This window comes from Gramella sp. KN1008 (assembly GCF_004332155.1).
Taxonomy (GTDB): domain Bacteria; phylum Bacteroidota; class Bacteroidia; order Flavobacteriales; family Flavobacteriaceae; genus Christiangramia.
Map to the genome: position 1 here is coordinate 254,601 of NZ_SJDV01000003.1, position 21,479 is coordinate 276,079.

Here is a 21,479-nt window from a genome sequence, read left to right on the forward strand (position 1 = left end):
GACGACCAAAAACTGTTTTCGTTACAATGTTTTTAAAAAAAGCCTGCATTTCGGTAAGGAAATGCAGGCATGGCAAAATCACCGGTATTAACACTAACCATCAAATTTTAATAGGATGATTCTGCAAGGGCCGGTCCTCAGTCTAAAGACTATTCCAGGTAGGGAATGTTACACTTTATTTTATGTAACTTTGAAATATGAAGAAAAAAACTCTTGTAATTGGAGCCTCTCTAAACCCTGCCCGCTATTCAAATCTTGCCATTAACCGCCTGGTAAAACATGGACAGCCTACGGTGGCTATTGGTTTACGAACCGGTAAGTTGAACGGTGTGGAAATTGAGACAGAAAAGCTTCCGTTTGAAAATATAGATACTGTTACTCTTTATCTTAATGCAAAGAGGCAAAGGGACTATTATGATTATATCCTTTCCCTGAAACCTCACAGAGTAATATTCAACCCCGGTACCGAGAATCCTGAATTATATGACCTTCTTAAAAAGAACGGGATCTATTTTGAAAATGCCTGCACCTTAGTCATGCTTTCTTCTCACCAGTATTAGGCCTAAAAAGGTTAGAAATCCATTAAGGATCAGTATAAAGAATCCAAATTCAAAACCAAACCATACCAGACTATTCAGACTAATTATATACGATAGAATCGGAGCCGCAATGGCAATTATTGGTACCAGTTTATCTTTAACCTTCCATTTTGTAAATAATCCAAAGGTATAAAGTCCTAATAGCGGTCCGTAGGTATAACCTGCAAACTGGAAGAGCTTATTGATCACACTTTTATCTGCAATGGCATATTTAAATGCAAGCATTACAAGCACGAGTAATACTGAAATTGCCACATGTATCTGTTTCCTTATTCTTACCTGTTTCTTTTCATCATATCTCTTTTCAATATCAATTATATCAATACTAAAGGAGGTTGTAAGTGATGTAAGAGCACTATCGGCACTGGAATAGGCGGCTGCTATCAATCCTAATATAAAGAACACCGCTACGGCAAATCCAAGATCACCACTGGTTGCTATCGCCGGAAAGAGGTCGTCTCTCTGTTCGGTTATTCCGTTAAGGTCAGCATAATCTGTGAGCAATACTCCTAATGCGAGGAAAAGAAAATTTCCAAAAACCAGTACGATGGTAAACCAGAACATGTTTTTCTGTGCATCTTTCAGGCTGCGGCAGGTGAGGTTCTTCTGCATCATATCCTGGTCCAGGCCGGTCATTACTATTGCGATGAAAGCACCAGAGAGGAATTGTTTTACAAAATGATCCTTGCTCTTCCAGTCTTCGAAAAAGAAAATCTGGGAATGTTCACTTTCCGAAAGATACCCCAGCAGATTTTTAACGGAAAAACCCAGGTCTTCAGATATAAAATAGATGGTGATTCCCAATGCCAGAAGCATGAAGAAGGTCTGCAGGGTATCCGTCCAAACGATGGTCTTTATCCCACTCTTAAAAGTGTAAAGCCATATTAGCAGGATGGTAATGGATACAGTGACATAATAAGGCACACCCATTGAATCAAAGACTATAAGCTGTAAGACATTGGCTACCAGGAACAATCTAAAACTGGCTCCAACTACCCTGGATAATAGAAAGAACGAAGCCCCGGTTTTATAGGAATAGTTTCCAAACCTGTTGTCCAGATATGTATAGATGGAGGTGAGGTTCATTTTATAGTAGAGAGGGAGTAATACCTGCGCTATAACCGCATAACCCACTGTATAGCCCAGAACCACCTGGAAATAACTAAAGGAGTCACTTTCTACAGTCCCCGGGATAGAGATAAAGGTGATCCCGCTCAGAGAGGCACCTATCATTCCGAAAGCGACGAGATACCATGGGGCCTGTTGGTTAGCCTTAAAGAACTCAGCATTTGAACCACCACGACCGGTGAGATACGATATAAGGATTAGCACTGCGAAGTAGGCGGCAACGAGAATGAGAATTTGATATGGTTGCATAGGTTGATGTTATGCGCGGCAATTTACAAATTAAGCTTTAAGTAATCTCAGGAGTCAAAAAAATCATAAATTCGCATATGGATTTTTCTTCAAAATTACTGGAGCAGGCGGTTGATGAAATGTCGCAATTGCCGGGGATAGGAAAGCGTACTGCGCTTCGATTAGTGTTGCATTTACTTAAGCAACCGGAGGAACAAACCACCCGCCTTTCTCATGCCTTAAAGAATCTTCGGAATAATATTAAACTATGCAGAAACTGCTATAATATCAGTGACACAGAATTATGTGAAATATGTGCCAATCCCTCAAGAATATCGGAAATTGTTTGTGTGGTAGAGGATATCCGGGATGTGATGGCCATTGAGAATACTGGTCAGTATCGGGGTCATTATCATGTGCTGGGTGGAAAGATAAATCCTATGGATGGAGTGGGGCCGTCACAGCTAAATATCAAACCGCTTATTGAAAAGATTGCGGAAGGTAAAGTGGAAGAGATCATCTTTGCATTAAGCAGTACGCTGGAAGGTGATACTACTAACTTTTATATTTTTAAACAACTGGAAGGCACCAATGTAAAGACTTCTACCATCGCGAGGGGGATTTCAGTAGGAGATGAGCTGGAATATGCCGATGAGGTCACGTTAGGGAGAAGTATTACTAACAGGATACCTTTCGAGAATTCAATGAAAGGCTGAAAATATCCCGTTTTTCTGCTTCACTTTTTCTTTAAAACGCCGAAAACTTTTTCAATTCCGTCTCTGAAATCGTAATTTTAGCGGGAATTTAAATTGAGTATCCGGGTAGAAGAAATTCAGAATAAATTAATTTTATTGATTTTTTAATATTTAATAAGCGGTATTTTAATTAAATTCGCAATACAAATAACCAAAATCACATCTGATTTAAAGATATGGCAAAATTTGAACTAAAATTGCCCAAGATGGGCGAAAGTGTCGCAGAAGCGACCATAACTAGTTGGCTGAAAGAAGTTGGTGACACTATAGAAATGGATGAACCGGTATTGGAAATAGCTACCGATAAGGTAGATAGTGAAGTGCCTAGTGAAGTAGATGGAAAACTTGTTGAGAAACTTTTTGATGTTGATGATGTGGTTCAGGTAGGCCAAACGATTGCCATAATTGAAACTGATTCTGAAGTCGAAGAGACTGTAGATATAGACAGTGAAGATGAACCGGAAGAAGTTGCAGTGGTTGAAGAATCTTTAGAGCAGGCTATAACCACTGCTTCCGGATCTGATTCCACAACTGAAAATTATTCTGATACCTCAAGGTTTTATTCTCCACTGGTTAAGAACATTGCCAAAGAAGAGGGGATTTCTCCCGAAGAACTGGAAAAAGTAGAAGGTACCGGTAAGGATGGTCGCGTAACCAAGAATGATATCCTGGCTTATGTTGAAAATAGAGGTGATGAGCAGCAGTCTCAGGCGGCACCTAAGGGTAAAACAATAGATACCGAACGTCTTGAATCAGGTGTAGCTCAGCAGCCGGAACCTGTTGCTTCAGGGGAAGATCAGATCATAGAAATGAGCCGAATGGGCAAAATGATCGCCCACCATATGGTGCAGAGTGTACAAACTTCGGCACACGTACAGTCATTTATTGAGGTAGATGTCACCAATATCTGGAACTGGAGAAATAAGCATAAGGAAGCATTCCAGAAAAGAGAAGGTGAGAAACTTACGTTTACACCTATTTTTATGGAAGCTGTCGCAAAGGCAATTCGTGATTTCCCAATGATCAATATCTCGGTGAATGATGATGCGACCAAGGTGATCAAGAAAAAAGATATCAATCTGGGAATGGCTGCGGCTCTTCCTGATGGAAATCTTATCGTTCCGGTAATTAAGAATGCAGACAGGCTTAATCTCGTGGGAATGGCCAAGGCGGTTAATGATCTTGCTGCACGTGCCAGAAAGAATAAGCTAAAACCAGATGAGATCCAGGGAGGGACCTATACTGTAACCAACGTAGGTACTTTTGGAAGTATAATGGGAACTCCTATCATCAATCAGCCGCAGGTGGGTATTCTTGCTCTTGGAGCTATCAGGAAAATGCCTTCTGTAATTGAAACTCCTGAAGGTGATTTTATAGGTATACGTTATAAAATGATCCTGTCGCACAGTTATGATCACCGGGTAGTTAATGGTGCATTGGGCGGACAGTTCGTGCAGCGGGTAGCTCAGTATCTGGAGGGATTTGATAAGAACAGGGAAATTTAATTTCCGTTTAAATAGATTTCTTAAAAGCCACATAAAATGTGGCTTTTTTTAGTTTTAGGTTACAAAAAAGTCTATATTAAAACCTGTATCTTATCATATCGGGACTATTAAATTATAGTAACTTTGCAAAAAAAATCTAGAAATGGACCTCAAGCTTACCAAGCCAATATGTTTTTTTGATCTTGAAACTACCGGAACCAATATTACGAATGATAGAATTGTAGAAATCGCGATCCTGAAAGTCTTTCCAAACGGTAATAAAGAAAGTCATACCTGGCTCGTGAATCCCGAAAGGGAAATTCCTTCTGAGGTGGTTGCCATTCATGGTATTTCTAATGAAAAGGTGGCGAACGAACCTACTTTTCAGGAGCTGGCACCTAAGGTCCATGAACTTATAAAGGGCTGTGATCTTGCGGGTTATAATTCTAACAGATTCGATATTCCTTTATTGGTGGAAGAGTTGCTCAGAGCAGGGATAGATTTTGAGATGAAGAATGTGGTGGCCGTGGATGTGCAGACCATTTTTCATAAGAAAGAGCAACGTACGCTCTCTGCTGCTTATCAGTTTTATTGCGGGAAGGATCTGGAAGATGCTCACAGTGCTCAGGCCGATACAGAAGCTACCTATGAGGTGCTGAAATCTCAGTTAGACAAGTACGATGATCTTGAAAATGATATAAAATGGCTCTCCAACTTTAGTTCAAGGAAGAGACCGGCCGATTTTGCCGGGTTCATCGCTTTTGATAAAAAAGGAAAAGAGGTTTTTACCTTCGGTAAATATAAAGGAAAGCACGTAGAGAAAGTACTTGAAGAAGAACCGGGATATTTTGGCTGGATACAGAATGCAGATTTTCCGCTCTATACTAAAAAGGTACTTACCGCTATCAAACTTCGTAAACTTAATAATAAACTTTCCTGATGAAGATCATTTGCGTAGGCAGGAACTATACCGAACATATAGAGGAGTTAAAGAATGAGAAACCTGAAGATCCGGTTCTTTTTCAGAAACCGGATACCTCGATCCTGTTAAAGAAACAACCCTTTTTTATTCCCGATTTTTCCGATGATATCCATTATGAAGTGGAGGTTCTTGTGAAGATCAAAAAGATAGGAAAGCATATACAGGAGAAGTTCGCACATAAATATTATGATGAAATAGGGCTGGGGATAGACTTTACCGCTCGAGACCTTCAGCAAAAATTAAAGGAAAAAGGCCTTCCCTGGGAAAAGGCCAAAGCCTTTGACGGTGCTGCTGTGGTGAGTAATAAATGGCTGGATAAGAGGCAGCTGGGAGATGTGAATGATCTGAGTTTTCGATTGGAAAAGAATGAAGATATAGTGCAGCAGGCCAGAACCTCCCATATGTTATGGAAAATTGACGAATTAATTGCGTATATTTCGACTTATTTCACCTTAAAAATTGGGGATATTATCTTTACAGGAACACCTGCGGGAGTTGGAAAGGTTTCACCTGAAGATCGTTTAACAGGTTATCTGGAAGACAATAAAATGTTTTCTATCAAAGTAAAATAACAATTAATGAGCAGCTACAATCTAGACGATGTCAAAGAAATGGCAGGCGGCGATGAAGAATTCATGCTTGTCGTGGTACAAACTTTTCTTGAGGAGATTCCACCAGATGTAGAGGCTATGAATGAGGCAATTGGGAACGATAATCCTTCGCTGGCTTATCAATATGCACATAAAATGAAGCCAAACCTTCAGCTTTTTGGTTTGGAGCTTATGGAACAGATCCAGGTCATAGAAGCCTGGTCTAAGCAGGGGAAAAGAAAGGACGAAGTGCCCGAAGCAGCTGAGAAGATCACTAAAAAGGTGAATTCGGCTACCACAGAATTAAGGGAGGATTTTGATATTTAAATAATGAAGGCTGAGATTATTACGATTGGCGATGAGATCCTCATCGGTCAGATTGTAGATACCAATTCCGCATTTATTTCTAAAGAACTTAATAAGATAGGCGTAAGCGTTCATCAGATTTCTTCGATTCAGGATGAGCGGGAACATATACTTCAAAGTCTTAATGAGGCGAAGGAAAGAGCAGATGTGGTTATTATTACCGGGGGCTTAGGTCCTACCAAGGACGATATCACCAAAAAATGCCTTTGTGAATTCTTTGGTGATGAACTGGTAAGGGATAAGGATGTTTTAAAACATATCGAAGAGCTTTTTGAAAAATATATTGATACTCCCATTTCCGAACTTAATCGTGACCAGGCCCTAATACCATCCACGGCTACAGTGCTGCCTAATAAATATGGAACTGCTGCGGGAATGTGGTTTGACCATGAAGATAAGGTCTTCATTTCCCTGCCCGGCGTTCCTTATGAAATGAAGGAGCTTGTAAAGGATGAGGTGGTGCCTCGTCTAATGAACGCTTTTTCCCGTCCCGTGATCCTGCATAAAACGGTGATCACTTACGGCATGGGGGAAAGTGCTCTAGCTGAAAAAATAGAGGAATGGGAGAAAAACCTTCCTGAAGAGATCAAACTGGCCTATTTGCCGAATCTAGGTAAAGTTAGGCTTAGACTTACCGCTAAAGGCGATGACGAGGAATATTTACGAAATCTTATAGACAGCCAGGTAACAGCCTTACACGAATTCATAGGTGAAATTATTTACGGGTATGAAGATGATGACCCAGTAGAGGTTATTATTGGTAGAATGTTGGCCGATAAGGGCTGGACTCTTTCTACGGCTGAAAGCTGTTCCGGCGGAAGACTGGCCGTTAAATTTACCAGGGCTCCCGGTTCTTCGGCTACTTTTCAGGGAAGTATTGTAAGTTATGCCACACAGGCTAAAATCGAATTGCTAGGGGTTCCTGAAGAATTAATAGAGGAGAAATCTGTGGTTAGTGCTGAAGTGGCCGAAGCCATGGCCAGAAGTGCACAGGAAAGGTTTCATACCGAATTTGCAGTAGCTACTACGGGTAACGCCGGCCCAACCAAAGGAGATAGCGATGCCGAAATAGGAACTGTTTTTATAGCAATCGCTACACCCGATGAGGTTTTTTCCGAGAAATTCATCTTTGGTAATCACCGGGAAAAGGTGATAGGGAAGACGGTTAATAAAGCAATGGAAATGCTTCAGCAAACGATTATTAAATATCGGGACAGGAACTGATTTGTTTTATCCGGAAAAATTTTAGGTGAAAGACATAAATAAGAACTTTAGTTAAGGCTTCTTAAGCTGGTTTGAATGGGGATTTAGCTTCTTAATTACAAGCTTTATGAATCACTAAAATATTTTTTTTGAATTAGTTGCCTGTTAGGTGAAAAAATCGTTAATTTGCAGCCTGTTTTGAAATAACGAGAAAAGTATAGAGCAATGTCAAGAGTTTGTGAACTTACCGGGAAAAGAGCAATGGTTGGGAACAATGTTTCTCACGCCATGAATAAGACTAAGCGTAAATTTAACGCTAACCTTGTTAAAAAACGTTTTTTTATTCCTGAAGAAGACAGATGGGTCACTCTTAAAGTGAGCACTTCTGCATTAAAAGATATCAACAAGAAAGGAATCTCTGCCGTTATAAAAGAGGCAAGAGCAAAAGGATTTCTTAAGAAATAATCCGATAAAATACATTCACAATGGCAAAGAAAGGTAACAGAGTTCAGGTAATCCTGGAATGTACAGAACACAAATCATCTGGACAGCCAGGTACTTCAAGATATATAACTACGAAAAATAAAAAGAATACACCGGACAGGCTGGAGTTGAAAAAATTCAACCCTATCCTTAAGAAAATGACGGTGCATAAAGAAATTAAATAATTTGAGTCATGGCAAAGAAATCAGTAGCATCTATTCAAACAGGATCTAAAAGGTTAACCAAAGCAATAAAAATGGTTAAATCTCCAAAGACCGGTGCCTATACTTTTGTAGAAGCGATCATGGCTCCGGAAGACGTAAACGATTGGTTGAAGAAGAAATAATCGTTCACAAACGATCTTAATAAATTGCAGAAGCCGTTCAGATTTACTCTGGACGGCTTTTTCTTTTTGTGTATATTTATTGCCGCATTTGGAAAGGCTTTTGGCCTTCTTTTGTTTTTAAAAAAACCTGCCAAACAAAATGAGTTTATTTAAAAAGATATTTTCCCAGGAGAAAAAAGAGAATCTCGATAAGGGACTGGAAAAGTCGAAGACGAGCTTCTTTAATAAGATGAGTAAGGCCGTGGCCGGAAAATCCAAAGTTGATGATGAGGTACTGGACGACCTGGAAGAAGTGCTTGTAAGTAGCGATGTGGGAGTAGCCACAACCATCAAGATCATTAACAGAATAGAAGATCGTGTTGCAAAGGATAAATACCTTGGAACCGATGAGTTGAATAAGATCCTTAGAGAAGAGATCGCGGCATTGCTTGCCGAGACAAACGCCGGTGAAGATTCCGAGATCCATGTTCCTGAAGATAAGAAGCCTTACGTAATTATGGTGGTTGGAGTTAACGGAGTTGGTAAGACAACCACTATCGGGAAACTTGCACATCAATTCAAAAAAGCCGGAAAAAAAGTAGTCCTTGGTGCCGCAGATACCTTCCGTGCAGCTGCTATAGATCAGCTTCAGATATGGGCCGACAGGACCGAGGTTCCTATCATCAAACAGAAAATGGGGAGTGACCCCGCTTCAGTAGCTTTTGATACCATTCAGCACGCCGTAAAGATGGATGCCGATGTGGTTTTGATCGATACTGCCGGACGACTGCACAACAAGGTGAACCTGATGAAAGAACTTTCCAAGGTTAAGAGAGTGATGCAAAAAACGGTAGCTGATGCGCCTCACGACGTTCTTCTTGTTCTGGATGGCTCTACCGGGCAGAATGCCTTTGAACAGGCCAAACAATTTACAGCCGCTACCGAGGTGACTTCTCTTGCGGTTACCAAACTTGACGGTACCGCGAAAGGTGGTGTGGTGATTGGTATTAGTGATCAGTTTAAAATACCTGTAAAATACATAGGTGTTGGAGAAGGAGTAGAAGATCTGCAGGTATTCAATAAATTTGAATTTGTAGATTCCTTCTTTAAATAGACTTATGAAAAAACTTTTACTTCTTTTCACAGCATTGCTTATAACTCTTGGCTGTAAGAATGAAAAATCTGAAATTGATCTCGATGAAGATCAACTCCAAACCGATTCTACAGATACTGTGGAAGAAATGGAATTCAAGGTACTGGACTCCAGGTTTATCGATAATGATGAATTATGGGTGCCTTTTGAATCTGATCTTTCCGAATTTTCGGGAGAGGTATATGAAGAAGTAAAAGCACTGGTATTTGAAAAGAGCATTCCCCAGATTCAGCAGTCTATTGAAGAAGGGAAGCTCACTTATGAGGAGCTGGCTCTTTTCTATCTTTCCAGAATAAAGGAATATGACAGGAATAATGAACTATCATTAAACTCAGTAATTGCTCTGAATCCTGATCTTCTGCAAGAAGCCAGAAAAAAAGATGAGCAAAGGGGAAATATTACAGATCGCCATCCTATATATGGCATTCCTGTGCTTTTGAAAGATAATATCAATACTACGGGAATTCCAACTACGGCTGGAGCGGTTGCTCTTGAGAATAATAATACTGAAGATGCTTTTATAGTAGAGCGGCTCAAGGAAAATGGTGCAATAATCCTGGGAAAGGCAAATCTTAGTGAATGGGCTTATTTCTTTTGTGGTGAATGCCCAAGCGGATATTCTGCAGTGGGAGGCCAGACGCTGAATCCTTACGGAAGAAAAATACACGATACCGGAGGCTCAAGTTCGGGTAGTGGTGTGGCTGTGGCAGCTAACCTTGCTCCGGTGGCGGTAGGTTCTGAAACTTCCGGCTCCATACTTTCTCCATCAAGTCAGAATTCTATTGTTGGCTTAAAACCAACTATCGGACTACTTAGCAGAGGAGGAATTGTTCCAATTTCAAGTACGCTGGATACTCCGGGGCCTATGACGCGCTCTGTGATAGATAATGCTATTCTGCTGTCAGCTATGACCGGGATGGATACTAAAGACCCGGCCTCTGAAGAAGCAGGAAAAAATGTAAATAATTTTTATTCCCGTTTAAAGGACACAGACCTGAAGGGTAAAAGATTCGGCGCGATCAAATCCCTGATGGAAGATACACTTTATATTAGGGCCGTAAACGATCTTAAGAATGCCGGTGCCGAAATAGTGGAATATGAAGCTGAAGAGATCAATCTCCCAAATTTTATAAGGCTGCTTAATCTGGATATGAAGAAAGACCTTCCTGAATATTTCAGGAACTATGGTGGAGAGATCGAATTCGAAAATGTTCAGGATGTGGTGGATTATAACTCTGAAGATACTCTCGCACGTGCGCCCTATGGTCAGGCTCTATTTCTTGGGATTATAAAGGATTCAGCTACCGCCCAGGAATTTGCCGCGATTAAAGATACATTGAAAAGAAATGGAACTCGTTTCTTTGAAAAACCCATGAAAGAGCATGATCTTGATGCGGTTCTTTCTATCAATAATTACCATGCCGGTTTTGCGGCGGTTGCAAAATATCCGGCCATTACAGTGCCCATGGGATATACTTCTAATAATGCACCTAAAGGCCTCACTTTTATAGGGAAACCTTTTACTGAGCAACAATTACTGCAGTGGGCTTATGCCTTTGAACAAACAACGAACAGAAGAAAAACTCCGGAAAACTATAATGAGTAAGACTTCCCAGAGATACCTTGTTCTAATCTCAAAGATCATTTTCTTTTACAGTATTTTCTATGTTGTAATGAAGATTCTCGCCATTTTCCAGGGAGCCTGGCTAATTCCTAATCTTATTCTTAGCCTTCCATATGCGATTTTTGCGGTCATAGGTGGTTTCATGGTAAAAAGAAATTCTTATCACTGGGCATATGTTATCGCCGGGGCAATTGTGATAAGTGTGATTCGTTATTATGAACAGGAGTGGATGGTTCACTTACATAATTATTTCAACTAAGTGCAGGTAGGAGGAGTTCATAATAAAAAGACATATCCGGAAATAGTCTGGTTCAATGACGAATGGGTGAAATATGACGAAGCTAAGATCTCGGTTTTTGATCGCGGATTCATGCTTGGGGACGGGGTCTATGAAGTGACTCCCTTCTATGAGGGAAAAGCCTTTGGACTAAAAGAACACCTGGCCCGACTTCAGTATTCGCTAGATGAGATCATGTTAGACCTTGATGCATCTCTCCTGAAACCTTTAATGTTTGAAGCAGTATCTAAAGCCGGACTTTCAGAAAAAGATGCGGCAGTTTATATTCAGGTTTCAAGAGGTGTAGCTCCCAGAACTCATTATTTTCCGGATAATGTGAAGCCAACCATTCTTATGTATGCCTTTCCGGCAACTTTAAGAGGTTTTGAAAATAAGCAATGGAGCGTACTTGTTTCTGAAGATCTCAGATGGCAGCGTTGCGATATTAAATCTACTTCCCTGCTGGCAAATATCAAGTCCAACACCGAGTCGCACCTACTTGGACTCGATGAGAATCTGCTGGTACGTGACGGTCTTTTCACTGAGGGTTCGCATTCCACTATTTTCTTTGTGAGAAATAATACGATCTATACTCATCCCGAAGGGCCTCAGATCCTTTCTGGCATTACTCGGAAATTTGTTATTGAGATTTGCAGTGAATTGAATATCGAGGTAAAAGAGGAAGCTTTTCCTTTGTCTGAACTAGAAAGAGTTGATGAAGCTTTCCTAACAGGAACCACCACACAGGTAATGGCTATCAAAGAAATGTTTTCTGAAGGAAATAAGATCTATGACAAACCTGAATTTGGTCCACTTACCCGCAAAATACAGCAGGCATTCATTCAGAAAACACGAAGCCTTTAGAAAGGGATTATTTCTTTATCACATTGTATTTTTTTAATATAGGGATAACCTTTTCCACAGGCAGCGCCTTAATGCTTCTACCTTTAAAACCGGTCATGGTTTCGGCCATGAATAATGAATTAAGAATAGCCTCTTCGGTAGCTTCGATGGCTCCCATAAAGATAGGAGACATCAGGTCATTTGGTACTACCGTATTTTCCAGCAGATCAGATTCAATTTTATATGGCACCCTGTTTTCTTCAGCGGAGGAAAATGCGATCACATAATCTCCACTTCCGTTGGATGCAATACCACCGGTCTTCGCGAGGCCAAGAATGGCTCTTTTTGCCAGTCTTTTTAAATTCCGGCTATCCAGAGGCGCATCTGTAGCTACCACGATCATACAGGAACCATCGGCACTGTCCATGATCCTGTCTCTAAAACTGAATTGTTCCAGTTCTTCTCCAACCGGAGCGCCATCAATTTGCAGATTTCCGCCAAAATTGGTCTGGACAAGTACTCCAATGGTGTATCCGCCAAGACTTTCAGGTAGTTTCCTGGAAGATGTTCCAATTCCCCCTTTGAATCCAAAACAGATAGTTCCCGTGCCGGCACCTACGTTTCCTTCTTTTACATCTGAATCTGCATTTTTGATAGCAGCGATCACATGGTCTGCTTTTACATGCTGTCCGCGAATATCATTCAGGTAACCATCATTGGTTTCACCAACCACGCCATTCACCGATCTTACATCTTCATTGCCTTTCTGATTCAGTGTATATTTTATTACCGCGTTCATTCCGGTAGCTACGCTCAGCGTATTAGTGAGTATTAAAGGAGTTTCAATATTTCCCAATTCCTGAATTTGCGTGCTCCCCGCAAGTTTTCCGAAGCCGTTACCAACAAAAACCGCTGCCGGTACTTTCTGCTGAAAAATATTTCCTTGATGCGGAAGTATCGCCGTAACTCCTGTTCTTATAGAATCTCCTTTTATAAGGGTAGTGTGCCCGACTTTTACACCCTGAACATCGGTGATCGAATTTTCTGGACCTGGAGGCAGAACTCCGGGTTTGACACCAAGTTCACGTACGCGTTGCTGAGAAAAAGTATTGAAGGTTAAAAGAAAAGAGCAGAGCAGGAGTAATAGAAAATGTTTCATTTAGACAGAATTTTTTCAAAATTGAAGATACAAAACCAAAGGTAAGTTTTCAGCAGACTTTAAGTCTTAAGGCTTAAGCTTCCGGAATTCTAATTTTAGATTGTATCTTTGCACCCGCTTAGAATTTCTCTAATCAAAAAATTCCGGGCTCAAATATAGATCAGTAAGTTTATGAGGACGAAGTCGTTAAAGAAGAACAGGATAAATGTAGTGACCCTTGGTTGTAGCAAGAATGTCTACGACAGCGAGGTGCTGATGGGGCAATTGAAAGCCAACAAGAAAGACGTTGTCCATGAAGAAGATGGAAATATCGTTGTTATAAATACCTGCGGATTTATTGATAATGCGAAGGAACAGTCGGTAAATACCATCCTGGAATTCGTTGAGAAGAAGGAGCAGGGAGAAGTTGATAAAGTATTTGTGACCGGATGTTTGAGTGAAAGATATAAACCTGACCTTCAAAAGGAAATCCCGAATGTAGACCAGTATTTTGGCACAACCGAGCTTCCCGGACTTCTAAAAGCTCTTGAAGCAGATTATAAGCACGAGCTCATAGGGGAAAGGCTTACTACCACTCCAAAGAATTATGCTTATTTAAAGATCGCCGAGGGTTGTGACCGTCCATGTTCATTTTGTGCTATTCCATTGATGCGTGGCGGACACAAATCTACGCCTATTGAGAATCTTGTAAAAGAAGCTGAGAAACTTGCGGCTAATGGAGTAAAGGAACTTATTCTTATAGCCCAGGACCTTACTTACTACGGTCTCGATCTTTATAAGAAGCGTAATCTTGCAGAATTGCTTGAGAATCTTGTAAAAGTTGAAGGTATCGAATGGATAAGACTGCATTATGCCTTTCCAACCGGTTTCCCTATGGATGTCCTTGAGGTTATGAAGCGTGAACCTAAAGTTTGTAATTACCTGGATATCCCGCTTCAGCATATTTCTGATGATCTTCTGAAATCCATGCGTCGTGGAACTACCCATGAAAAGACAACCAGGCTTCTGAAAGAGTTCAGAAAAACTGTTCCTGAAATGGCCATCAGGACCACGCTTATCGTTGGATACCCGGGTGAGACCGAAGAACATTTTCAGGAATTGAAAGAATGGGTGAAGGAGATGCGTTTCGAACGTCTTGGCTGTTTTACCTATTCCCATGAAGAGAATACTCATGCCTATAATCTGGAAGACGATGTGCCTCAGGAAATCAAGCAGCAGCGAGCTAATGAGATCATGGAAATACAGTCTCAGATCTCCTGGGAACTTAACCAGGAAAAAATAGGACAAATCTTTAAAGTTGTTATTGACAGGAAAGAAGGAAACTATTTTGTGGGCCGAACCGAATTTGATTCTCCCGATGTTGATAATGAAGTGCTGATCGACGCTACTTCAGTTTATCTTAAAACCGGTGATTATTATGAGGTTAAGATAACAGATGCTGCCGATTTTGACCTCTATGGGGAACCATTAAATGTAACTGCTGAAAAACCGAAACGCAAGGAGCTAAAGATCAAATCAGTTTAAGCCAACGTGATTTCATCTTCAAGATAGACTTGCTGCACGCTGTTCAGAATTTCAACACCTTCTTTTAAGGGTCGCTGAAAGGCTTTTCTACCCATGATAAGTCCGGCACCTCCGGCACGCTTATTTATTACAGCCGTTCTTATGGCTTCCTTAACGTCTGATTCTCCTTTGGAACCTCCCCCGGAATTAATGAGACCTATTTTTCCCATATAGCAATTCGCAACCTGTAATCGGCAAAGGTCAATTGGATGATCTGTAGTCAGGCTTTCATACATCTCTTCATTATATTTTCCGAAGTTAATATCCCTGAATCCAAAATTTGTCTCAGGTAATTTCTGTTTTATCACATCAGCCTTTATGGTCACTCCGAGATGATTAGCCTGCCCGGTGAGGTCGGCAGCAGAATGATAATCTTCATCTCCCGTTTTGAAACTTGAATTTCTGGTATAGCACCATAAAATGGTTCCCATTCCCAGCTGATGGGCTTCTTCAAAAGCTTCGGCAATCTCTATGATCTGCCGGTTGCTTTCCTTGGAGCCAAAATAGATGGTAGCTCCAATAGCCACTGCACCCATATTCCAGGCTTCCTTTACCGTTCCATAAGGTATCTGGTCATATTTATTAGGATAGGTGAGTAACTCATTGTGATTTATCTTGACCACAAAGGGGATCTTATGAGCATATTTTCGGGCATGAAGTCCAAGTACGCCGAATGTGGAGGCAACTCCATTACAGCCGGCCTCAATGGCCAGTTTAATAATGTTCTCCGGATCAAAGTAATCCTGGTTCTTATAAAATGAGAACGCTGCCGAATGTTCTATGCCCTGATCTATTGGAAGTATATTCAGGTAACCGGTCCCTCCCAGGTTTCCATGGTTGTATAGTTGAGCAAGGCTTCTTATTGTTGGAATATTCCTGTCACTGTTTATAAATGATTCGGTTGGACCTGGTCCCAGGATTTTAATTCTGTCCGCGGGTATTTTTTTACAGGTATGATCTAAATAATAAGAGGCTTCTTTACCGAGGATTTCTTTTATCTTCTCAATGTACTCCATAACTGAAATTTTGGTTGGTTATCAGATCCCAAAAGGAAAGGTGTCTGGAGTTAAATTTCCTTTTGGCTTGAACTTTAAAGGATGTAGGGCCTGGGTCTGGTCTATATACAGAAAGGCATCATATCTTTCTACCATATCTGAAGGAACATAATTACCAGTTTCTCTTTCGGGATCATAGACCACTCCTATGGCTCGATGTCCCAGTTCCTCTGAAAAGGCATTCGTGATTTCCGGATGCTCGTCAAAAAGTAAGAGTTTATTGGTACCATTGAATTCATGGATCTTTTGCTCAAAGCTACCTTCCATGGCCGGGGGAACCTCCATTTCCTGCATCGGGGCACCCCAACGACTTCCTGCGATCACCGAACCTTCATAAGACCCGAATCCTACAAGTACGGTATTCTTATAACCTTTTTCTTCTCGTACCAGTTGTCCCAGGTTGATGAGCTCCGCGTGAGCCATATCTGTAGCTCTTGCATCACCAATATGAGTGTTATGTTCCCATACTATCACTTTGGAATCATTCCCGTGATAATCCACCAAGCGGTTCAGGGTTTCCATCATATGCCTGTCCCGCACATTCCAGGATTTGGAACCGAAATCAGACATTGCTTTATAGTATTTTTCGGCGTTGGCCATCACGAGGGAATTTATTTCTGCATTAAGATCAGCTTCCAGATCGCTGTCATAATTTCCCGATCGTTGCCGCACTTCTTTGAGAAGTTTAATCACTTCTTCCTGACATCCTGGTTTGGACCGGTTAAAATATGATCCGTAGGAATCATTCTCTCTGAAAGGTTCAAAACAGGTCATCGCATCTCTGGCCAGTTCGGCTGTTTCAGGATCTTCTTTCTCCAGGTAGCTAACAATAATTTCCATGCTTTCCCACAGGCTGTAAACGTCAAGCCCGTAAAAACCGATCCTGTCTTCGATGGGATGATGCTGATTATAATCTTTAAGCCAGTCTGCAAATGCAGCTATCTCCCAGTTCGCCCACATCCAGGTAGGCCAGCGGTTGAATTCTTGCAGAACCTCCTGGATATCCTGATTGCCTCCATTTTTTATCCATTTATTTATCTTGAAGCAATCGGGCCAGTCACCTTCTACGGCTATGAATGAAAAGCCTTTTTCCTCTATTAGCCTTTTTGAGATCTGGGCCCGCCAGGTATAATATTCGTGAGTGCCATGGCTAGCTTCTCCTAACAGAACATACTGGGCGTCTCCTATCCTTTCAAGAAGGGGATCCAGATCATTCTTGGAATGCAGCGGATGAAAAAAATCTGAAACTTTCTTTGAACTAAGCGTGCTCATATTTCAAAGAGATTGGTTATATGTTTGAATTTAAGCCTTTTATGTGTAAGCCTTGCCTAGGAAGATTATAAAAAATTGGTAAAAAACGTTAAGAATATTGCCAGAATAGAGGCCAGGCAAACGGAGTCCAGAGACATGATCTTAAACCTGAATATTTTAGGGCATTGTTAACCCAGGAATTGCAGGTCCTGAATGCGTGAAATGAGGAGGTCGAATTATAGAAAGCATCCCTGTTAGAGTAATGAAAATCCAGTGGTTTGAGTTTTCCTTCAGAACTGAACTGGAAATGTTTTAAAATGTATTCGCAAAGCTTGATGTATTGTTCAGTTTCAATATTTAATTCTATGAATTTCTCGGAATTTATTTTCTCGAAACGGGTTATATGGATTGCTGAAGGAGTATTGAGGAAAATAGCCTTAAAGCCAGTTTTAAAGGATAGGTCTTCCCAGTAAGGAGTGGTGCGGTAGAATTCCCGGTCACCCCAGCCAAAGGAATAATATTTAGTGTCTGGTGACCAGGCCGGGAAATGCTCCGGGAGGATTATTTTTTCCCAGTTGATTATCTCATTAGCAATAGGAACCACAATATCTGTATGAGATCCATTCTGAACAAGGTAGATCTTTACGGGTCCCGTATGTTCTGAAGCTTCGTTTACGGGTATCAGACCTCCAATTAGCACCATGAGGGCATAAATTACTGCTGGTAGCAGGAGAATTGCTACCGCTTTTTGAAGATATTTCACTAAAACCTTCATTCATTTTGTTCTTAGCCAGTCTGTTTTGTTTCCTTCTTCCGCTTCCTATGATCTATATAGACATAGATCGCATAAATCAGTATTCCTGCTCCGCCAATCCAATAAAGACCATTCTTAAGTTTATCAGTATTTCTTCCAAAATATGCGATGGCAAGGGAAAGAGGGATGATTCCGGTTAGGGTTGCAAAAATGAACTTTCGGTATGTCATTCCCAGCATTCCCGCAATAATACTTATAGCGTCATTTGATAAAAACGGAGAGATCCTGAAGATAGCTATGGTCCAGAATCCATAGTTGGAAACCCAGTATTCTACCTTCTTATTTTTAGAGCTACCAATAATTTTCCGAAGATGTTCATCTCCCAGCCATTTCCCAATATAGAAGGCTATTGTTGAAGCACAGAAAACACCGGCAATAGAGATCATAGCGCCACCTAGAAATCCATAAGCCAGCACCGCTACTATCATGGGTAACCATGAAGGGAAAACCACCAGGAATATCTGAAGGATCATTACGATGATTATCGCCACAGGACCCCAGACCCCGAAGCTTTCAAAGTGAGCACTGATTTTATCTTCATCATTGCTCCATAATATTTTCCAGGTTTCATTGATAAAGTTCTGAAATGGGGGATAGGCAAAATACAGAATTATGAGTCCGGCAACAATGCTCCCGGTAAGTATATAAGATGCTTTTTTAGACAAAGTTGATCTTTTGGTTGAGTAAAAAGGCCCGGCTTCTGATGAAAAGATATAAAAAAGGCGGAAATGTTAATTCCCGCCCTGCCTTAAAACTTTGATAAAATTTTATTTTTCTTGAGTCTGCGGATTTAGTAATATGGGTTTTCCGTAGCCCAGCTCTTCCAGTTTTTCTAGTTGAGTCTCTGCATCGCCAACGATTAGATAATACATCTTTTCGGGGTTCACATATTTTTTCGCGAGATCCTGAATATCCAGCACACTTAGTTCTTCAACCAGGGTCTCCCGGTCTTTGATATAGTCGTACTCATATCCAAAATCATTGATCTCCCTCAGCATATTTAGTTTGGCTCCCAGGGTTTCAAAACGCCTGGCATTGCTTTTTATCATATAGCTTTTGGTCACGTCCAGATCTTCCTGGGTAAATGTGGAAGGGTAATCTTTTAAGATATCTCGCACCAGTTCAGCAGCTTCATAGGTGATATTGGTTCTCACCCCGCTGCTTATCAGAAACGGACCTATGTAGGTTCTGTCCAGAAACCTTGAACGAATCCCATAAGTGTAACCTTTTCCTTCTCTCAATTCCTGGGTTAGCCTTGATGCAAAGCTTCCACCCCCAAGTCTGTAGTTCATTACTTCAGCGGGGTAGAAATCATCATTTTTAGCTGAAAGGGCGGGGGAGCCGAAAGCAAAAACCGACTGTTTCGCCCCTGGAACATCGTAGAAATATATTCTTGATTTTTCAGGACTTTTGAACTCAGGAAGCTCAGGAAAATCTACATTCTGCGGAGGCCAGTTGGCCGAAATAGCTCTTACAGGAGTCAATGCCCGGTCTTTTTCTATAGCCCCAACAATAAGAAAGCTGGAAGCCAAGGGAGAAAGTTTCTCTTCATAATAATTCCTGAGGTCTTCCAGGGTCATATTCTTTACGGTTGCCGGTGTGCCAAGCTGGTTATATGATAAAATACTCTTCTCACCGTAAATAAGCTTTTTGAACTCATTTCCGGCAATGCTGTTAGGATCTCCTTCTTCCTGCTGAAGTCTGCTAAGAATCTGTTGCTTTATAAGTTCAAATTCCTTTTCATCCCATCTTGGTTCAAGAAGAATTTCCTGAACCAGTTCAATCGTCTCAGCATAGTTCTTGGAAAGAGTATTTCCCGAGATGCTTATTTTTTCTTCCTGTGCATTAACATAAATCGATGCTCCCAGAAGTTCGATTGCTTCTTCCAGTTCGGCTGGGGTTCTTTTGGCCGTTCCTTTGGTCATCATTTCAGCCAGCATATAGGATACACCTGCATTCTCAGGTTTTTCAAGCATTTGGCCACCTTTTATTTCCAGGCTGAATTGAACAAGGGGAACTTCCTTGTTGGTAATGCCTAAAACTTTCATTCCCGAAGGCATGTTGGCTTCCCAAATTTCAGGAATCTTGAGTTCAGGTTTTCCATGGTAGGGCGGTTCAATACTTCTGTCAAAGCTTGAAGGGGTTTTTTCATAGGAAGCCTGCTGGTTGGGATCAACTTCCTCTTCAGCACCCTCAATGATCTTTTCTTCAACCACTTCAGCTTTTGTAGAGTTCTCCAGTGCAAGATTTATCTGGCCTTTAGGCACAAAACTGGTGGCAACGAAATCTTTATCTTTGATATACTTATTGTAAACCCGCATTATATCCTGCGGTGTTACGGCCAGTAACTTTTCAACTTCTTTATTTATATAATTAGGATCATTGGCAAATATCTGGTACTGGGCCAACTGAAAGCCTTTACCCAGCACACTGGAAATTGAATTATAAAAACTGGTCTCCAGGCCTGCTTTTATTCGTTTCAGGTCCTTATCAGGAATGCCGTTTTGTTCAAACTCCTGAAAAGTCTCCTCTATGGCAGATTTTACAAGGTCCAGGTCTTTACCGTCATACGCTCTTACCTGAAGCATTAACTGACCTGCCAATTCAGAAGTATAATTGAATATTTGAACGCGGCCGGTGAGCTGTTCTTCTTCAACCAGCTTCTTGTATAACGGAGCATTCTTCCCATCGGCCAGATAGCTTGAAAGAATATCCAGTGCATAGGAGTCTTCATGATATGAATAAACCGATGGCCAGGTAAGCGTAAGTTCAGGTAACTTCGCAAAATTATCTTCGTGATAAAGGAGCTTTGTTTCGTTGAGAGTAACCAATTGCTTTTCAAGTCGGTCGATCTCTTCTCCCCGGGGGATCTCATCGAAATATTTATGAACCCATTCTCTGGCCTGTTCTTTATCAAAATCACCCGAAATAGTAAGGATCACGTTGTTGGGAACATACCAATTATTATAAAATTCCTTTACATCCTGCAATGTTGCATTCTGAAGGTCTTCCAGGCTGCCGATTACCTGCCAGTGATATGGATGTCCTTTTGGATACAGGTTGCGATCCACCACATAAAAAGTGTGACCGTATGGACGGTTATCCACACTTTGACGTTTTTCATTCTTCACTACCTGTTTTTCCTTGGCCAGGACCGGTTCTGTAACGGTGTTGATGAAGAAACCAAGCTTATCGGCTTCGGCCCAAATCATTTTTTCAAGGGCATCTTTAGGCACGGTCTGGAAATAATTGGTGCGGTCCCTGCTGGTGGAACCATTTGCTCCGGATCCGCCTATCCTGGCGCTGAGCATATCCAGTCCTCCCTTTCCGAGATTTTCTGATTCCAGGAAAAGAAGGTGTTCAAAAAGATGAGCAAAACCTGTTCGACCTTCCTTTTCCCTTGCTGATCCAACATGGGCGGTAAGGGCAACGGCCACAACAGGATCTGATGTGTCCTGGTGAAAGATCACCTGCAGTCCGTTCTCAAGGCTGAAGGTTTCAAAGTCTACGCTGAAGTTTTCTGATTTTTCCTGCGCGAATACCTGGTTACTTGCAACCAGGATTAACAAATAAAATATAAATTTTCTAAAGTTCATG

Annotated in this window: 22 protein-coding genes; 15 read left to right on the forward strand and 7 right to left on the reverse strand. The window is 41.2% G+C overall.

Translation table 11 applies throughout. The annotated features are described in order from the left end of the window. The first annotated feature begins 197 nt into the window (after positions 1–197). Complete coding sequence (locus tag EZJ28_RS06990) at positions 198–560, forward strand: CoA-binding protein (RefSeq protein ID WP_131396280.1); 363 nt, start codon at positions 198–200, stop codon at positions 558–560. On the opposite strand, the gene EZJ28_RS06995 is transcribed toward EZJ28_RS06990, so the two are convergent. Next, complete coding sequence (locus tag EZJ28_RS06995) at positions 531–1,976, reverse strand: sodium:solute symporter (RefSeq protein ID WP_131396282.1); 1,446 nt, start codon at positions 1,974–1,976, stop codon at positions 531–533. The genes EZJ28_RS06990 and EZJ28_RS06995 overlap by 30 nt on opposite strands. A gap of 77 nt (positions 1,977–2,053) precedes the next feature. Here EZJ28_RS06995 and recR point away from each other — a divergent pair, with 77 nt between their 5' ends. The 13 genes from recR to EZJ28_RS07060 all read left to right on the forward strand — a co-directional run bounded on the left by recR (position 2,054) and on the right by EZJ28_RS07060 (position 12,061). Continuing rightward, complete coding sequence (gene recR / locus EZJ28_RS07000) at positions 2,054–2,671, forward strand: recombination mediator RecR (protein ID WP_131396284.1); 618 nt, start codon at positions 2,054–2,056, stop codon at positions 2,669–2,671. Between the two features lie 215 nt (positions 2,672–2,886). After that, positions 2,887–4,215: a dihydrolipoamide acetyltransferase family protein gene (locus EZJ28_RS07005; RefSeq protein WP_131396286.1), complete on the forward strand. Its 1,329-nt coding sequence runs from the start codon at positions 2,887–2,889 to the stop codon at positions 4,213–4,215. 142 nt (positions 4,216–4,357) lie between these two features. Further along, positions 4,358–5,134, forward strand: a complete 777-nt coding sequence (locus EZJ28_RS07010; protein ID WP_131396288.1) for a 3'-5' exonuclease — start codon at positions 4,358–4,360, stop codon at positions 5,132–5,134. After that, positions 5,134–5,748, forward strand: a complete 615-nt coding sequence (locus EZJ28_RS07015) for a fumarylacetoacetate hydrolase family protein (RefSeq protein WP_131396290.1) — start codon at positions 5,134–5,136, stop codon at positions 5,746–5,748. The genes EZJ28_RS07010 and EZJ28_RS07015 overlap by 1 nt, the downstream gene beginning before the upstream one ends. Before the next feature lie 6 nt (positions 5,749–5,754). Further along, positions 5,755–6,093, forward strand: a complete 339-nt coding sequence (locus EZJ28_RS07020; protein ID WP_131396291.1) for an Hpt domain-containing protein — start codon at positions 5,755–5,757, stop codon at positions 6,091–6,093. A 3-nt stretch (positions 6,094–6,096) separates the two neighbouring features. Next, positions 6,097–7,356, forward strand: a complete 1,260-nt coding sequence (locus EZJ28_RS07025; RefSeq protein ID WP_131396293.1) for a competence/damage-inducible protein A — start codon at positions 6,097–6,099, stop codon at positions 7,354–7,356. A gap of 204 nt (positions 7,357–7,560) precedes the next feature. Continuing rightward, a complete protein-coding gene (gene rpmB, locus EZJ28_RS07030) occupies positions 7,561–7,800 on the forward strand; it encodes a 50S ribosomal protein L28 (RefSeq protein WP_131396295.1) in 240 nt (79 codons plus the stop codon). A gap of 20 nt (positions 7,801–7,820) precedes the next feature. Further along, the gene (gene rpmG / locus EZJ28_RS07035) at positions 7,821–8,003 is read left to right on the forward strand and encodes a 50S ribosomal protein L33 (protein WP_131396297.1); all 183 of its coding nucleotides are present in this window, start codon (positions 7,821–7,823) and stop codon (positions 8,001–8,003) included. Positions 8,004–8,011: 8 nt separating this feature from the next. Beyond that, entirely contained in the window at positions 8,012–8,164 is a 153-nt protein-coding gene (locus EZJ28_RS07040) for a DUF4295 domain-containing protein (RefSeq protein ID WP_131396299.1), read from the forward strand. A gap of 139 nt (positions 8,165–8,303) precedes the next feature. After that, positions 8,304–9,257 carry a signal recognition particle-docking protein FtsY gene (gene ftsY, locus EZJ28_RS07045; protein ID WP_131396300.1) on the forward strand — a complete coding sequence of 318 codons (954 nt, stop codon included), beginning with the start codon at positions 8,304–8,306 and terminating at the stop codon, positions 9,255–9,257. 4 nt (positions 9,258–9,261) lie between these two features. Further along, positions 9,262–10,902 carry an amidase family protein gene (locus tag EZJ28_RS07050; protein ID WP_131396302.1) on the forward strand — a complete coding sequence of 547 codons (1,641 nt, stop codon included), beginning with the start codon at positions 9,262–9,264 and terminating at the stop codon, positions 10,900–10,902. Beyond that, the gene (locus EZJ28_RS07055; protein WP_242670081.1) at positions 10,895–11,179 is read left to right on the forward strand and encodes a hypothetical protein; all 285 of its coding nucleotides are present in this window, start codon (positions 10,895–10,897) and stop codon (positions 11,177–11,179) included. Before EZJ28_RS07050 ends, EZJ28_RS07055 begins: the two co-directional genes overlap by 8 nt. After that, positions 11,180–12,061, forward strand: a complete 882-nt coding sequence (locus EZJ28_RS07060; protein WP_131396306.1) for an aminotransferase class IV — start codon at positions 11,180–11,182, stop codon at positions 12,059–12,061. A gap of 7 nt (positions 12,062–12,068) precedes the next feature. Here EZJ28_RS07060 and EZJ28_RS07065 read toward each other — a convergent pair whose 3' ends face one another. Beyond that, the gene (locus tag EZJ28_RS07065) at positions 12,069–13,199 is read right to left on the reverse strand and encodes a P1 family peptidase (RefSeq protein WP_131396308.1); all 1,131 of its coding nucleotides are present in this window, start codon (positions 13,197–13,199) and stop codon (positions 12,069–12,071) included. A gap of 171 nt (positions 13,200–13,370) precedes the next feature. On the opposite strand from EZJ28_RS07065, the gene rimO reads away from it, so the two are divergent. Beyond that, entirely contained in the window at positions 13,371–14,723 is a 1,353-nt protein-coding gene (gene rimO / locus EZJ28_RS07070) for a 30S ribosomal protein S12 methylthiotransferase RimO (RefSeq protein ID WP_131396310.1), read from the forward strand. Here the strand turns inward: rimO and EZJ28_RS07075 are convergent. The 5 genes from EZJ28_RS07075 to EZJ28_RS07095 form a co-directional block, all read right to left on the reverse strand. Beyond that, the gene (locus EZJ28_RS07075; RefSeq protein WP_131396312.1) at positions 14,720–15,778 is read right to left on the reverse strand and encodes a class I fructose-bisphosphate aldolase; all 1,059 of its coding nucleotides are present in this window, start codon (positions 15,776–15,778) and stop codon (positions 14,720–14,722) included. The genes rimO and EZJ28_RS07075 overlap by 4 nt on opposite strands. A 21-nt stretch (positions 15,779–15,799) precedes the next feature. Further along, positions 15,800–17,089: an erythromycin esterase family protein gene (locus EZJ28_RS07080; RefSeq protein ID WP_131396314.1), complete on the reverse strand. Its 1,290-nt coding sequence runs from the start codon at positions 17,087–17,089 to the stop codon at positions 15,800–15,802. 88 nt (positions 17,090–17,177) lie between these two features. Beyond that, complete coding sequence (locus tag EZJ28_RS07085; RefSeq protein ID WP_131396316.1) at positions 17,178–17,843, reverse strand: TIGR02117 family protein; 666 nt, start codon at positions 17,841–17,843, stop codon at positions 17,178–17,180. Between the two features lie 11 nt (positions 17,844–17,854). Further along, complete coding sequence (locus EZJ28_RS07090) at positions 17,855–18,547, reverse strand: TVP38/TMEM64 family protein (protein WP_131396318.1); 693 nt, start codon at positions 18,545–18,547, stop codon at positions 17,855–17,857. A gap of 102 nt (positions 18,548–18,649) precedes the next feature. Continuing rightward, positions 18,650–21,478 (reverse strand): pitrilysin family protein, encoded by a 2,829-nt coding sequence (locus EZJ28_RS07095; RefSeq protein ID WP_131396320.1) that lies wholly within the window; start codon positions 21,476–21,478, stop codon positions 18,650–18,652. Between the last annotated feature and the right edge of the window lies 1 nt (position 21,479).

Excerpts from the sequence above, each read along its gene's own strand:
- EZJ28_RS07005 (WP_131396286.1), top strand. The coding sequence starts at position 2,887 with ATGGCAAAATTTGAACTAAAATTGCCCAAGATGGGCGAAAGTGTCGCA.
- recR (WP_131396284.1), top strand. The coding sequence starts at position 2,054 with ATGGATTTTTCTTCAAAATTACTGGAGCAGGCGGTTGATGAAATGTCG.
- EZJ28_RS06995 (WP_131396282.1), bottom strand. The coding sequence starts at position 1,976 with ATGCAACCATATCAAATTCTCATTCTCGTTGCCGCCTACTTCGCAGTG.
- EZJ28_RS07085 (WP_131396316.1), bottom strand. The coding sequence starts at position 17,843 with ATGAAGGTTTTAGTGAAATATCTTCAAAAAGCGGTAGCAATTCTCCTG.
- EZJ28_RS07015 (WP_131396290.1), top strand. The coding sequence starts at position 5,134 with ATGAAGATCATTTGCGTAGGCAGGAACTATACCGAACATATAGAGGAG.
- EZJ28_RS07095 (WP_131396320.1), bottom strand. The coding sequence starts at position 21,478 with ATGAACTTTAGAAAATTTATATTTTATTTGTTAATCCTGGTTGCAAGT.
- EZJ28_RS07020 (WP_131396291.1), top strand. The coding sequence starts at position 5,755 with ATGAGCAGCTACAATCTAGACGATGTCAAAGAAATGGCAGGCGGCGAT.
- EZJ28_RS07010 (WP_131396288.1), top strand. The coding sequence starts at position 4,358 with ATGGACCTCAAGCTTACCAAGCCAATATGTTTTTTTGATCTTGAAACT.
- EZJ28_RS06990 (WP_131396280.1), top strand. The coding sequence starts at position 198 with ATGAAGAAAAAAACTCTTGTAATTGGAGCCTCTCTAAACCCTGCCCGC.
- rimO (WP_131396310.1), top strand. The coding sequence starts at position 13,371 with ATGAGGACGAAGTCGTTAAAGAAGAACAGGATAAATGTAGTGACCCTT.
- EZJ28_RS07050 (WP_131396302.1), top strand. The coding sequence starts at position 9,262 with ATGAAAAAACTTTTACTTCTTTTCACAGCATTGCTTATAACTCTTGGC.
- rpmG (WP_131396297.1), top strand. The coding sequence starts at position 7,821 with ATGGCAAAGAAAGGTAACAGAGTTCAGGTAATCCTGGAATGTACAGAA.
- EZJ28_RS07075 (WP_131396312.1), bottom strand. The coding sequence starts at position 15,778 with ATGGAGTACATTGAGAAGATAAAAGAAATCCTCGGTAAAGAAGCCTCT.
- EZJ28_RS07065 (WP_131396308.1), bottom strand. The coding sequence starts at position 13,199 with ATGAAACATTTTCTATTACTCCTGCTCTGCTCTTTTCTTTTAACCTTC.
- EZJ28_RS07025 (WP_131396293.1), top strand. The coding sequence starts at position 6,097 with ATGAAGGCTGAGATTATTACGATTGGCGATGAGATCCTCATCGGTCAG.
- EZJ28_RS07080 (WP_131396314.1), bottom strand. The coding sequence starts at position 17,089 with ATGAGCACGCTTAGTTCAAAGAAAGTTTCAGATTTTTTTCATCCGCTG.
- EZJ28_RS07055 (WP_242670081.1), top strand. The coding sequence starts at position 10,895 with ATGAGTAAGACTTCCCAGAGATACCTTGTTCTAATCTCAAAGATCATT.
- EZJ28_RS07040 (WP_131396299.1), top strand. The coding sequence starts at position 8,012 with ATGGCAAAGAAATCAGTAGCATCTATTCAAACAGGATCTAAAAGGTTA.
- ftsY (WP_131396300.1), top strand. The coding sequence starts at position 8,304 with ATGAGTTTATTTAAAAAGATATTTTCCCAGGAGAAAAAAGAGAATCTC.
- rpmB (WP_131396295.1), top strand. The coding sequence starts at position 7,561 with ATGTCAAGAGTTTGTGAACTTACCGGGAAAAGAGCAATGGTTGGGAAC.